Origin of the sequence: Nostoc sp. C117, from assembly GCF_043099735.1 — a bacterium.
In the GTDB taxonomy this organism is placed as follows: domain Bacteria; phylum Cyanobacteriota; class Cyanobacteriia; order Cyanobacteriales; family Nostocaceae; genus Nostoc.
The window spans coordinates 1,875,024-1,888,759 of record NZ_CP170991.1 but is presented as its reverse complement, the minus strand read 5'-3'; the positions used below and the strand labels follow the sequence as shown (position 1 = coordinate 1,888,759).

Annotated in this window: 11 protein-coding genes and 1 pseudogene; 5 read left to right on the top strand and 7 right to left on the bottom strand. The window is 41.1% G+C overall.

Translation table 11 applies throughout. The features are described from left to right. Nucleotides 1–4: 4 nt before the first annotated feature. Nucleotides 5–2,128 (top strand): substrate-binding domain-containing protein, encoded by a 2,124-nt coding sequence (locus ACFG4S_RS08875; protein WP_392534446.1) that lies wholly within the window; start codon nt 5–7, stop codon nt 2,126–2,128. 188 nt (nt 2,129–2,316) lie between these two features. Here ACFG4S_RS08875 and psbA read toward each other — a convergent pair whose 3' ends face one another. From psbA to ACFG4S_RS08840, 7 genes are all read right to left on the bottom strand, one after another. Beyond that, a complete protein-coding gene (gene psbA, locus ACFG4S_RS08870; protein WP_392531032.1) occupies nt 2,317–3,399 on the bottom strand; it encodes a photosystem II q(b) protein in 1,083 nt (360 codons plus the stop codon). A gap of 490 nt (nt 3,400–3,889) precedes the next feature. Next, the gene (locus ACFG4S_RS08865) at nt 3,890–4,051 is read right to left on the bottom strand and encodes a hypothetical protein (RefSeq protein WP_392534445.1); all 162 of its coding nucleotides are present in this window, start codon (nt 4,049–4,051) and stop codon (nt 3,890–3,892) included. A gap of 179 nt (nt 4,052–4,230) precedes the next feature. Further along, nucleotides 4,231–5,067: a CheR family methyltransferase gene (locus ACFG4S_RS08860; protein ID WP_392534444.1), complete on the bottom strand. Its 837-nt coding sequence runs from the start codon at nt 5,065–5,067 to the stop codon at nt 4,231–4,233. After that, on the bottom strand, nt 5,067–6,137 hold the full coding sequence (locus tag ACFG4S_RS08855; RefSeq protein ID WP_392534443.1) for a chemotaxis response regulator protein-glutamate methylesterase: 1,071 nt from the start codon (nt 6,135–6,137) through the stop codon (nt 5,067–5,069). Before ACFG4S_RS08855 ends, ACFG4S_RS08860 begins: the two co-directional genes overlap by 1 nt. 59 nt (nt 6,138–6,196) lie before the next feature. After that, complete coding sequence (locus tag ACFG4S_RS08850) at nt 6,197–7,498, bottom strand: methyl-accepting chemotaxis protein (RefSeq protein ID WP_392534442.1); 1,302 nt, start codon at nt 7,496–7,498, stop codon at nt 6,197–6,199. A 17-nt stretch (nt 7,499–7,515) separates the two neighbouring features. After that, nucleotides 7,516–7,986 carry a chemotaxis protein CheW gene (locus tag ACFG4S_RS08845; RefSeq protein ID WP_392534441.1) on the bottom strand — a complete coding sequence of 157 codons (471 nt, stop codon included), beginning with the start codon at nt 7,984–7,986 and terminating at the stop codon, nt 7,516–7,518. Further along, nucleotides 7,979–10,165 carry a chemotaxis protein CheW gene (locus tag ACFG4S_RS08840; RefSeq protein WP_392534440.1) on the bottom strand — a complete coding sequence of 729 codons (2,187 nt, stop codon included), beginning with the start codon at nt 10,163–10,165 and terminating at the stop codon, nt 7,979–7,981. The genes ACFG4S_RS08845 and ACFG4S_RS08840 overlap by 8 nt, the downstream gene beginning before the upstream one ends. Nucleotides 10,166–10,750: 585 nt before the next feature. Here ACFG4S_RS08840 and ACFG4S_RS08835 point away from each other — a divergent pair. The 4 genes and pseudogenes from ACFG4S_RS08835 to ACFG4S_RS08820 form a co-directional block, all read left to right on the top strand. Next, nucleotides 10,751–11,116 carry a response regulator gene (locus ACFG4S_RS08835; RefSeq protein WP_335041344.1) on the top strand — a complete coding sequence of 122 codons (366 nt, stop codon included), beginning with the start codon at nt 10,751–10,753 and terminating at the stop codon, nt 11,114–11,116. Between the two features lie 6 nt (nt 11,117–11,122). Continuing rightward, nucleotides 11,123–11,728, top strand: a complete 606-nt coding sequence (locus ACFG4S_RS08830) for a chemotaxis protein CheX (protein ID WP_392534439.1) — start codon at nt 11,123–11,125, stop codon at nt 11,726–11,728. A gap of 54 nt (nt 11,729–11,782) precedes the next feature. Further along, a complete protein-coding gene (locus ACFG4S_RS08825; RefSeq protein WP_392534438.1) occupies nt 11,783–13,399 on the top strand; it encodes an ATP-binding protein in 1,617 nt (538 codons plus the stop codon). A gap of 29 nt (nt 13,400–13,428) precedes the next feature. Next, nucleotides 13,429–13,575 (top strand): annotated as a pseudogene (locus ACFG4S_RS08820) (arsenate reductase family protein); the annotation flags it as partial. Between the last annotated feature and the right edge of the window lie 161 nt (nt 13,576–13,736).

The following is a 13,736-nucleotide window of genomic DNA, read 5'->3' as shown; positions in this document are numbered from 1 at the left end:
AACAATGGCGATCGTCAAGTTGAAACTCAGACGCAATTCACCAGATGGATTTCTGGTAATTCTCACAGCGAAGAACTTGGATGAAGAAACAGAAGGGTTTCTGCCTCCGTTACCACCTAACTTAGAATCATCTTTTAATGAATGGCAATCAGCCTATCGCCAAATCGAGGCGGTGCGTTCTTGTGCTACGTTCCGTCTCACACCCAAAAGTGTCACAATTCATTCCCACGCTGAACACACGGGAGCAGTCAAAGATTATCTGAATCAATGGCTCAACTCTGGAGATAGTAGGTGGCAACCAATTCGAGATAGATTAATTGCGATCGCCGAACAATTACATCAGTCAAATGATGAGATTCGCGTCATCATTGATGCCAAAGATATTAATTTACGTCGTCTTCCTTGGCAAGCATGGAATTTATTTGAAGAACACTATCCCAACGCCGAAGTCGCCCTCAGTGCGCCCAAAAGTTCCAATACAAAGATAAATAAGCTAGTTCCTAAAAGTACAAAAGTCAGAATTTTAGTTGCTGTCGGTAGAAGTGACGGTATTAATACAAAAAATGACTTAAAGGTAATTCAAGATTTAGAGACGGATGGGGTAGAAGTACGCTGTCTAATTAAGCCTAGCCGCAGAGAATTGTGTGAAACACTTTGGGACGATCAAGGTTACCATATTTTCGTTTTTACAGGACACAGTGGCAGTCAAGAAGATGGGCAAATAGGTTGGATTGAACTTAATGACGAAGATAGCTTGACTATTGAAGAATTTAATGAAGCTTTGAAGCAAGCTATTGAAAAAGGATTACAGTTAGCAATTTTTAATTCTTGTGATGGTTTGGGATTAGCTAACCAACTTGCCCAAATACATTTGCCTCAAGTTATTGTTATGCGGGAACCCGTACCAGACACCGTAGCAATAGATTTTCTTAGGTACTTTTTTCAAGAATTTACTCATAATAATAAGTCATTATTTTCTTCTGTCAAAAAAGCACGGAAACGCCTAGAACATTTTAAATCTGATTACCCGGGTGCAATTTGGTTGCCAACAATTTGTATTGAAGCCAATGTTGAACCATTAACTTGGCAAGGATTACGCGAAATTTCTCCGCCAAAGCCGACTTCGATCGAGCTAAAGGAATTAAACGATCAATCAAAGAAAAAAATCGAGATTAAGCCGTGGTTATTAATTGGTTTGCTTGGTGTGGTTGTTTGTGGTGGTGTCTTATATTTAGCTAATAAAAAAGTCAACTCCGATTTTAGTTCCGTAAATGCTCCCGAAGGAACATGGCTATATGGTGGTAGCACATCTTGGGCACCAATTCGAGAATACGTAGATCCTGAAATTAAAAAAGCGCATCCCCAGTTTGAATTACGCTATACCGACGCGATTAATGCTACACCAGGTTCTGGTACGGGAATTCGGATGTTGTTGGAAGGACAACTCACCTTTTCTCAATCTTCCCGCCCGATCGCAGATAGAGAGTATCAACAATCTCAACAACGCGGATTGAGTCTGAAACAGATTTCAGTGGCTTTGGAAGGATTAGCGATCGCTGTTCACCCCGATCTGCAAATTCCAGGGCTAACTTTAGAACAAATCAAAAATATTTACACTGGTAAAATAACTAACTGGAATCAAATTGGCGGCCCTAATCTGAAAATTACTGCTTACTCACGTCGCTTTGAAGACGGAGGTACTGTTGAGTTCTTAGTTAACAACATTCTCAATGGAGAAAAACTTGGAAGTAACGTAGTATACGTCCACGATACAACAGATGGACTGCAAAAATTAGCAAGCGATCGCAGTGGAATTTACTACGCTTCGGCTCCAGAAGTCGTCCCCCAATGTAAAATTAAGCCACTGGCGATCGCCAAACACGGAAACAGTTTTGTTGCTCCTTACAAAGAACCTTTGATTAAAGCCGAACAATGTCCGAATCAGCGCAACAAGTTAAACATCGATGCTTTTAAAACAGGTGACTATCCGATTACACGTCAGATGTTTGTCATAGTCAAGCAAAATGGCAATTTAGAACAACAAGCGGGCGAGGCATATGCCAATATGCTATTAACATCTCAGGGACAAAAACTGATGAATAAAGCTGGATTTGTACGTATCCGCTGAGTATAAAATTTACACTACTTTGAGACTAGAACGCGGGGATCGCAGTGAAACCCGACTTTACTTGCGATGTCTGCGACAAGCCGATGCAGTGTCTAAGCCTCCCTCCTAATTCTACACCCCCAATCATAGACACTAAAAAGCGCCCCCCTTTTGAGGAGAGCGCTCTTTGATTTAACTAAGTTTGAGAACTAACCGTTGATAGCAGGAGCAGTCAGAGCTACAGGAGCAGCTTGTGCAGACGCTAAATCTAGGGGGAAGTTGTGAGCATTACGCTCGTGCATTACTTCCATACCCAAGTTAGCCCGGTTGATGATATCAGCCCAAGTGTTGATGACGCGACCTTGAGAATCAATCACTGATTGGTTGAAGTTGAAACCGTTCAAGTTGAACGCCATTGTGCTGACACCCAAGGCGGTGAACCAGATGCCGATTACAGGCCATGCTGCTAAGAAGAAGTGCAGGGAACGGCTGTTGTTGAAGGAAGCGTATTGGAAAATCAAGCGACCGAAGTAGCCGTGTGCCGCAACGATGTTGTAGGTTTCTTCTTCTTGACCGAATTTGTATCCGTAGTTCTGTGATTCGTTTTCGGTGGTTTCACGAACCAAAGAAGATGTTACCAAAGAACCGTGCATTGCGGAGAACAAAGAACCGCCGAATACACCAGCCACACCCAACATGTGGAAGGGGTGCATCAAGATGTTGTGTTCTGCTTGGAACACAATCATGAAGTTGAAGGTTCCAGAGATACCCAAAGGCATACCGTCGCTAAATGATCCTTGTCCGATGGGGTAGATCAAGAAGACTGCGGTTGCAGCAGCTACTGGTGCTGAGAATGCTAGGCAGATCCAAGGACGCATACCCAAGCGGTAAGATAATTCCCATTCCCGACCTAAGTAGCAGAATACGCCGATTAGGAAGTGGAATATTACCAATTGGTAAGGACCACCGTTGTAAAGCCACTCGTCTAAGGATGCTGCTTCCCAAATTGGGTAGAAGTGTAAACCAATGGCGTTAGAAGAAGGAACAACTGCACCGGAGATGATGTTGTTTCCGTACATCAAGGAACCTGCTACTGGTTCGCGGATACCATCGATATCTACTGGTGGTGCTGCGATGAAGGCGATTACGAAGCAAGCTGTTGCGGCTAGCAAGGTTGGAATCATCAATACTCCGAACCAGCCGATGTATAAGCGGTTGTTGGTGCTGGTGATCCAGCTACAAAACCGCTCCCATACGTTGGCGCTTTCGCGGCGTTGAATGGTTGCTGTCATTGTTTTATAAGTGCGGTTATTTATGAATGAATCAAGCGATTTCGTTTTCGCTTGTGAGTATACTTTACACTGCTTTACAAAATTTAATCAAGTTTTATTACTTTTGCTAAACTGATATAAATTATTAGTTTTACTTATTTAAGAACTATATGGAAACCAATACTGCTCGCTTTGTGCATTTTTAACTCGGAATTAGGTTTGGGGAAAAGGTTAAAGGGTAAAGGTTAAAGGTTTTTTCTTTCCCCTTTTCCCCTTAACCGACAAGTATTGACATGGAAACGATCGCCTTAGGGACTTCCAGAAATTAAATTATTCAATTTTGGAACGAAGATGATCGTTAGATTCTTCCTCCCCTGCTTACTCTGCGCCCAGGCCACTGAGCGAAGCCGAAGTGCTGCTTCCCCTACTTGCCAAAGCGATGGGATATTTTTTTAGTTGGAAGTCCCTTACGCGGAGCGTAGTCCATCGCTTCCATTCAAAGAGAAAAAAGTCAAGGCCCAATTGGTGTACCAAGCATCCCTAACTCTGCCCGAATTGTGCCAAAAATTTGAGATGTCCACTCATCAAAAGGCAAAGATACAAAATTATTTAAGAATGCTTCTTGTAGTGTTAAAGTCCGTATGGAATTATTACTTCGCTTTGTCGCCAGCAAGTTCTACTGCTTTTAGCCACACTTCTTGCTGTTGCTGGGGTTCAAGCTTTGTTCAGGGTCGAACTTGCCTCTCTGCTGCTGGCAAAATGTCCCCAATTAGTGGACATTTTTGCAGATTGTTCACAACAATTGCTGCATCGACTAGCTGGTAAAAACGGAAACGATTGTAGGCAAACTTGTTAAGCATTGTGCAATTGATAGCAGATACCCTTGTTAAACGAAACCTGCTTGAATGAGCCATCCAGGTTGATAGTCGTCTCAGCGCTACCAAGAAACAGGTAGCCATCTGTTCTTAATTGCTGTTTTACCTTTCTTAGCAAGGCTTTCTTGGTCGCTAGATCATAGTAGATTAAAACATTGCGTAAAAAGATCACGTCGATTTCGGGAAGGCATGACCAAGATTGCATCAGGTTGATCTGACGAAACTCTGTCATCTGGCGAATTTCGTCCTTTATTTGCCAGTCACTATCTAGCCGATGAAAGTACTTGTCACGGAGATTTTTAGATAGTCCACGGCTAATTTCAAGTTGGTTATAATGCCCTTTTTCGGCACGCGTTAAAACTTTAGTAGAAAAATCGCTAGCAATTAGCCTGATAGACCAATTGGTAAGTAAAGGAAAATGTTCACGAATTAGCATAGCGATGCTGTAGGGTTCTTGTCCATTAGAGCAAGCAGCACACCAAATATTGAGCGATCGCTCAACAGCCCGTTTTTTGATTAACTCTGGTAGTATGTATTGTCTCAGTGCTTCAAAAGGGTAATGATCTCGAAAGAATGAGGTTTCATTAGTGACTAACGCCTCAATTGTCTGGACATGAAGATTGTTAAAGGGTTGAGTTCTGAGATATTTTACCAGTTCAGCAATTAAAGCAAATCCTGCTGATTCGGCAATTGGCTGTAAATGTAACTCCGCTAGATAGCTTTTCTCAGCAGACAACACAACTGCTGAATGATCGCGAACTAATTGACGAAGATACTCAAAATCATTGGTGCTGACACCCTTAGTCTGTTCCATTACAGACCTGAAATAGGAATTTGCTTGTAACGAATTCGCCGCATAATTTCACTTGCCATTTGGTCAAGGGTGACAACTTGATTGGCAAGTCCAGCATTAACCACAAAACTAGGCATCCCCCACACTACGCTACTAGCTTTGTCTTGGGCTAGCACTTGTCCACCCGCCTCGCGGATACACTTACAGCCATGTAACCCATCTTGCCCCATACCTGTAAGGATGACTGCGATCGCTCCAGCACCATAAACCTCTGCTACCGACCGAAACAGAACATCTACTGAAGGACGACAGGAATTTTCACTCGGTGCTTGATGAGTAGCAAGTCGAACTACACCTTTGTCGCGTTGCACAACTAAATGAAAATCTCCCGGTGCAATCCAAGCTTGTCCAGGTTCTAGTACCACTCCGGGAACCGCTTCATTCACTGGGATTTGACATTTAGAAGATAATCTTTCAGCTAATAGTTTCGTAAACATGGGGGGCATGTGTTGCACAATCAAAATGGGAACTGATAAATCGGCTGGAAGCTCTCTAAGTAATACACTTAGGGCATTAGGACCTCCAGTAGAAACCCCAATTGCTATAACCTCTACCCGCTTGGGATTGGTGGAAACGCCAAAAACAACTGGATCAACCGTGCTTGGTGTGGGAAATGGAGTAGTTATTGCACCAAATACTTTGATTTTGGGAATTAAATCCGCTTGAATATGTTGATTTATCGCCTCTACACTTCCTAAGTTACTAGGTTTTGTGGCGTAATCTGAAGCCCCTAAAGAGAGAGCTTCGAGGGTTGCGATCGCTCCAGTCCGTGTAGAGGTGCTGAACATTATCACTGGTAGGTAGGGATAGATTTGTCGAATCGCCGCTAGAGTCTGTAAACCATCCATTTCTGGCATTTCGATATCCAGAATCACAATATCAGGATTGACCTGGGGAATTTTGGCAAGGGCAATGCGACCGTTAGCAGCGACTCCTACCACTTCCAGTTCTGGATCGATGGACAAAATTTTACTGATTCGACTGCGAACTACTACCGCGTCATCAACAATTAGTACCCGGATTTTGGGCATTGGGGATTGGGGATTGGGGATTGGGAATTGGGAATTGGGAATTGGGGATAGTGAAAAAACTAATACATAAACTGGCTGACGACTTTTTGTAAATCTACTGCCATACGCGATAATTCTGTGGCTGCCTGTAAGGTATTACTCGTGCCAATTGTCGTACTTTGAGTATTCAATGCCACAACTGCGATATTTTTAGCAATATCAGATGTTCCTTTGGCTGCTTCAGCAATATTGCGGCTAATTTCATTTGTCGTTGCTGTTTGCTCTTCAATAGCACTAGCGATTGTGCTTTGAAAGTCATTGATTTGATTGATAATATCAGTAATCTGAGTAATGGCTTGAACGGCAGCTTTTGTATCTGTCTGAATTGCTTCAATGCGCTGGCTAATATCTTCAGTGGCATTTGCTGTTTGTTTGGCTAATTCTTTCACTTCGTTGGCGACTACAGCAAATCCTCTGCCGGCATCTCCGGCTCTTGCCGCCTCAATTGTCGCATTGAGTGCCAGTAAGTTTGTTTGCCCAGCGATCGCCGTAATAACTTTAATTACTTTGCCAATTTCAATGCTGCTTTGACCCAGTTTATTAATTGTTTCATTGGTGCGGTCAGCAGTTTTAACTGCTTGAGTCGTGACTTTTGCCCCTTCCATGACGGTCTTAGCAATTTCTTGAATGCTGGCATTCATCTGCTCTACCGCAGTCAAAATTGTACTGCTATTCTGGCTCACCTGTTCGGCGGAGCTAGATGCCGAGGTTGCCTGTTCAGAAGTTTGTTCGGCATTTTGAGTCATTTGTGTGCTGACTGCGGTCAATTCTTCTGATGAAGACGCAACTGCTGTCGCCACTTCTGCCATCTGTCTAATTGAAGACCTCAAGCTGCTAATCATTTGATTGGCATTATCTGTGAGTTGCTTAAAATCTCCAGCATTGCGTTCCTCAATTTGTTTGGATAAATTTCCTTGGGCAACGACAAGGGTTACTTCATTAATACTTTTGATCTGCTCTTTTAAATTTGTAGACATTTGGTTGAAGTTATCAAGCAATCCTTGCCAACTTCCCTCTGCTCCTTTGACAACGGCTTGAGAGCCGAGCTTTCCTTCTGTACCAATCTCGGTTGTCAATCGAGAAACTTCTTGGGCAAAGTTTTGGTTTAAACTTACTAATTCATTAAAAACCAAGACAATTTCACCTAGTTCATTATTTTCAACAGCTAAACGGACACTAAAATCACCATTTTTTACAGATTTAAGTGCTAATAGTAACGCTTGCAGTTGTTCTTTTGTGACACCGTTATCAGCCTGTGAAGATACACTATCTTCTGAAGAAGATTTAGAGTTGGCTATTTTTGCAGCCCGATTCGTAGTCATTGCAAAGCGCTCCTCAATTACTCGATAACTTTATTTATCAAATTAACATCTAAAATTTTTTCGGCATCTAAAACTAGCAAAAATCCATCTGGGAGAGGGTAAGCCCCTACTAGCATCCAACGAATTTTACCTTTTAAGGTTGTAGGTGGGGGTTGAAACATGTTCTGTGAAAACTCTAAGACATCACCAACATTATCGACGAGCAGACTGACTATTTCATCCTCAAAATTTACAATAATATTAAATCCCTGGGCTTCATCTACAAGTTTTATATTTGATTGTGTCTGCGGTTCGCTCATCTCTAGTCGGCGTTGCAAATCAATTACAGTAATAATTTGTCCACGTAGATTAATCAAGCCACAGATATCTGGTGGGGCTAAAGGTATACGAGTTATTGGTTGTGGGCGAATCACTTCTTTAACGTGTAGCACGTTAATACCAAAATAAACTCCTTTAAGAAAAAATGTGCAAATTTGTTGTTCAGCCATTAGTAATCAATTGCAGCAAATGAGGGTTAGCAATGCGAATTACAGCCTCAATGTCAAGGATTTCTGTAATTTGACCTTGAAATACAGCGCATAAAAGTACACCCGGTCTACTAGAGACACCTGTAATTATCAGTGGTTCTTCTACAATGTCAAGAATGCGATCAACCACTAGCGCAACGTTGAGTTCTGATGAGGGGGAGACAATCACTATTTGGAGAGTCTCTGCAACAGTTGCCTTAGTCTGATCGCGGAGGTTATTTTCATAACTATGGGAAAATACTTTGTGGAGGTCAATTAATGGCAAAATTTTCCCGTAGGATTGCACGACATCCTGATTACCTACTTTCTCTACCGCAGAACAAAGAATTTCTTCGAGCCGAAAGGCAATGGTTAGAGGAATGCCCATGCGAGCGCCTCCGGGTCCTTCAAACAATAATATTGTTTGGCGATCAATAACTTGATCTTGGTCTTTTACGGCGTTTTCAATTAATAACTGCTGCTTTTGTTTTGCAGTTACACCAGATCGGTTTGCCAAACCAACAATATCAATAATTAATGTCACTGTGCCATCCCCTAGAATAGTTGCTCCGGCAAATAAAGATTGCGCCTTTAACTGTTTTCCTAGAGGTTTAACCATAATGTCTTGGATGTCTTCAATTGTGTCCACAACTAATCCAAATTGATAGTTATCAACTTGCACAATTACTAAACTGAACATTTCCAAGTTGGTATCGCTATTGGCTATTTGCAATACTTGATCAAAATAAACCAATGGCACAAGAGTATCCCGCAAGCGATATACAGGGACATCGTAAAACATCTCAATGTGATTAACTGCCTGTGCTTCTAGGCGTACTAGCTCTTGGATATTTGCTTGGGGAATAGCATAGCGATCGCCACCACTGGTGATAATTAATGCCGGAATAATCGCTAAGGTCAGGGGAATCTTAATTTTGAATGTCGTTCCTTGTCCTTGCTGGCTATAAATTTCAATGGTGCCGTTAATTTTATCAATATTATTTTTCACAATATCCATCCCGACTCCCCGCCCAGAAAGGTTTGTCACCTGTTCTGAAGAAGAAAAGCCGGGTAAAAAAATTAAGTCTATTGCTTCTGTCTCACTCATGGACGCAGCTTCTACGGCACTCACTAAACCCAGTTGCTGCGCTCGCTTTTTGAGTTTTTCTGAATCCAGACCACGACCATCATCGCCAATTTCAATATTGACTTTGCCGCTTTCATGAAAAGCTCTTAAAAATAACCGTCCTACAGATGACTTTCCACAAGCAGTCCGCTCGGCTGGTAACTCAATGCCATGATCTATACAGTTGCGGACTAAATGAGTCAAGGGGTCTTTAATCGCTTCAATAATGCTTTTATCGAGTTCAGTATCTATTCCCTCCATGTCAACCTTAACTTGTTTACCGGCAGCGATCGCTAAATCGCGGGTGACGCGAGGAAACTTTTGCCAAATGGTACTAATTGATTGCAGGCGAGTTTTCACGATCTCTTCCTGCAACTGGGATGTCAGAAGACTCAGGTGTTGGCAAGTAGCAGTAAAGCTACTATCCTTAAACTTGGTACTAAATCCGATCACCTGATTACGGGTTAAAACGAGTTCACCTACGAGGTTCATCACCTGATCTAGCAGGTTAACATTGACTCGGATCTGAGAAGATTCTGATGCTGTCAGGGTTGAGACTTCGGGCAATTCGTGATTGAGATACGTAGTATCTGGATTTAGCTGTGACGCTTGCTGATTAACAGCAGATGCTACCATCGGCTGCTCAGTTGACTGCAATTGAGTTAAAGTCGTAATGAGTGCTGAATAATCGCGATCGCCCTCATGTCTGGTTGCTTCAATTTGAGACAGAATCTGCCGAATGCTGTCAAGTATTTGCAGTAAAGTATTGATGATCGTGGGGGTAATTGCTAGCTGGCGATCGCGTAAAGACGAAAGCAAATTTTCTCCGGCATGAGCAAGTGATTCCAATTTGGGAAAAGGTAAAAAGCCGCAGTTTCCTTTAATTGTGTGGAGTGAGCGATAAATGCGAACTAGGGCTTCTCGTTGTTCTGATGTTTTCTCTATAGAAATAATATCTTGTTCAATTTGATTTAAATTTTCATAGCTTTCAATCAGGAATGCTTCTATATCATCGTTAATTTCAGTTAACTCCATTGCCTTTTAGGTTAAAAATCTATATCCTTTGTGTTTATGTTTATAGTAATTTAATTTTAAATCTCAGCAATATACCACTATTAGATAATGTTAGATTTTTAATGCTGAAAAGATAATGTTATTTTAATGGTAAAGTAATAAATATGCAATGTCCTCGTTGCTATTCACTCAAACTTTCAAAAATAGTTTTCGTAAAAGCAGACAATGTTACAAATGTAAACAATGCGATCGTCAGTTCCTCGAATCTTACCAACCTTGGTATTACTCCAGTAAAATTTAAAATACTTAACTAAAGTTAAGTGACACCCTATACCATTAACTTTTCACCCGATGAATTATTTATTAAATATTTTTAAGTTGAGGAACTAGATTTAATTTTTTTATGGGTAAGATTTCATTTTATTAATGATAAGCTGTTACGCATTTAATTTGTACATTTGACTGATGACTCATGACTGAAAACCCGTCAACAGTCAGCAGTTAACGACCATCAAGAGTGTTTATATACTGTAGACGCGCATCAGCTTATCAGTTAACTGAGATAAATTAACAATTATTGAGCTACAACACAAAAGGGCAGAGATAATGGCATTAGTTTTAATTATTGATGATGCAGCCTTTTCTCGCAGAATGATTCGGAAGTTTCTGCAAGTTGATGGTTACGAAATTATAGAAGCAACAAATGGACGTGAGGGATTAGAATTAGTTCACCAACGCCAGCCCAATTGCGTACTAGCGGATCTACTTATGCCAGACATGAATGGGTTTGAATTTCTACAAGCTTTACAAGATGAAAAATTGAAAATCCCCACAATTATCATCTCAGCGGATATCCAAGAAGGGGCACGCAATCAAAGTTATAGTCTTGGCGCTATTAACTTTATCAATAAACCGCCAAAAGAAAATGAATTGCGAAAGGCAGTCCAAGAAGTTCTTAATACTAAGGAATAACTTTTGATGAATGTAACAGCAGAAGAACTGGATGCACTGCAAGAGCTGATTAATATTGGAGTTGGTCGAGCTGCAAGTCTACTGAATGAGATGGTAGACTCTCACATTGGTCTCAAAATTCCATTTGTGAAAGTATTAACTGCTACTGAAGCCTATGAGGAATTAGCAACACGATTTCATGATGACAGCTTGGCATCTGTAAGACTAGGCTTTACAGGTTCTTTTTCTGGTGCTGCTGGCTTGATTTTTCCTACTGACAGTGCATCATCATTAGTTGCAGTGCTTACAGGTGAAGAGCCAGGTTCTGTTGATCTAGATGCGGTGAAAATTGGCACTCTCAGCGAAATTGGTAACATTGTGATCAATGGGGTAATGGGTTCACTTAGTAATGTGCTAAAGCAGCACGTAAACTATACATTACCTGTTTACTTAGAAGATACAATTGAAAACTTATTATTATCTACATACGAAAACGATTCCAAAATTTTGCTGGCACAAGCTCGATTCATAATTGAAGAGTTAGAAATTATTGGGGATATTATTTTAATCTTCCACGTAGGTACATTTGATACGCTGATCAATGCAATTCATGATGAAATTGCAATAATGTGATCGATAAAATCTTATAAAATGGCTGTATAAAAGATCGAAACTTCGGCTAAAACAATGAATATCATAGAACAAGCTCATGAAAAATTTAGCCTTTTAGATAACATTCCTTTGGGAGCTTTTGTTTTACAGTCAGATTACATTGTTTTATTCTGGAACTGCTGTTTAGAAGAATGGACAAAAATTCCCCGAAGTAAAATTTTAGGAAATTCTATTCTTGAATATTTCCCTCATTTGAATCAGCCTCGTTATACTAGTCGCTTGGATCAAATTTTTCAAGGCGGTCCTCCGGCAATCTTTTCTTCTCAACTGCATAAATATGTTATTCCTATACCGCTATCTCAAAATAAATATCGCATTCAGCAAACAACAGTAACTGCTGTGTCTGCATTGGATGGAGATAGGTTTTATGCCCTCTTCTCAATTGAGGATTTCACAGATTTAACTTTTCGAGTTCAGGAATATAAAAACTTACGAGATCAAGCATTAGCACTAGCAGAAGATCGCCAGAGAGCGCAAGAAGCAGCTGAAGCCGCAAACCGCATTAAAGATGAATTTCTAGCCATAGTTTCTCATGAACTTCGTTCCCCTCTTAATCCAATTTTGGGTTGGGCAAAGCTACTGAGAAACCGTTCCTTAAACGAAGCTACTACTGTACGTGCCCTTGAGACAATCGAACGAAATGCTGTACTACAAGCTCAGTTGATTGAAGACTTATTGGATATCTCTCGTATTCTGCGGGGCAAGTTAGCACTTAATTTAGAAACTGTTGATCTTGCTTTTATTATTGAAGCTGCGTTAGAGACAGTGCATTTGGCAGCAAAAGCAAAGTCTATTCAAATTAATCTCGATCTAGATATAAAAACTGGACAAGTTAAAGGTGATAGTAGTCGTCTTCAACAAGTTGTTTGGAATTTACTCTCTAACGCCATTAAATTCACACCAGCCGGTGGAAAAGTCGAAGTCTGTTTAGAACAGATTAATTCTCAGATACAACTCAGAATCTGTGATACGGGCAAAGGTATTAATCCTGATTTTTTGCCACACGTATTTGAGCATTTTTATCAGGCAGATAGTAGTACAAGCCGAAGTTCTGGCGGCTTAGGACTTGGTTTGGCAATTGTGCGCCAACTTGTCGAGTTACATGGTGGTAGAGTTTGGGCACAAAGCCCTGGCGAAGGACAAGGCGCGACATTTACAGTTTGCCTACCAGTGGTTCAACAGAGTCTGGAATTCAAAATTGAAGATCAGAACATTTCTGACGATTTCTATCCATTCTGTATGCTCCATACTCCACTAGAAGGAATACGCTTGTTAATTGTGGATGATGATGCTGATACCCGTGAGTTTCTTGCCTTCCTATTGGAAGAGAACGGAGCAATTGTGACGCTCGCAGCATCTGCCAACGAAGCACTCGCTATAATTGCACAGTCAAAACCAGACCTACTTTTGAGCGATTTGGGTATGCCAGAAGTCGATGGCTACGCTTTAATCAAAAAATTACGAGCAATGCCTGCTAATCAAGGTGGACAAATTCCCGCCATTGCTCTAACTGCTTATGCCGCAGAAACTACACAAAAACAGGTTTTAACCGCTGGATTTCAACTTCATATCACTAAACCAGCCGACCCCTCAAAATTAATAGCTGTAATTGCAGCACTTGTTGAGGGCTAACTGCTTAATCAAAAGGTTTTCTGGATATATTGTTAAGATACGTAAACAAACTACGAATTCAAGTCTACGGCATTCAAAAATGCGGCACTTGCAAAAAAGCTTTGACGTGCCTCCAACACAACAATATTGATTATCAGTTCATTAACACCAAAGAAACTCCGCCGCCCGAATCACTCCATAAGCTAAATTTTCTAACTGAGCGCTAGTAGTTCGCCAAGGAAACTTGGCGGGGTAAAGGGGAAACTTGGCGGGGTAAAGGGTAAGGGGAAAAGGGAAAAGGTTTTAATTCCTTCCCCCAACCCCAGTCCCCTCTTCCCAGTCCAAACCTAGCAATTTT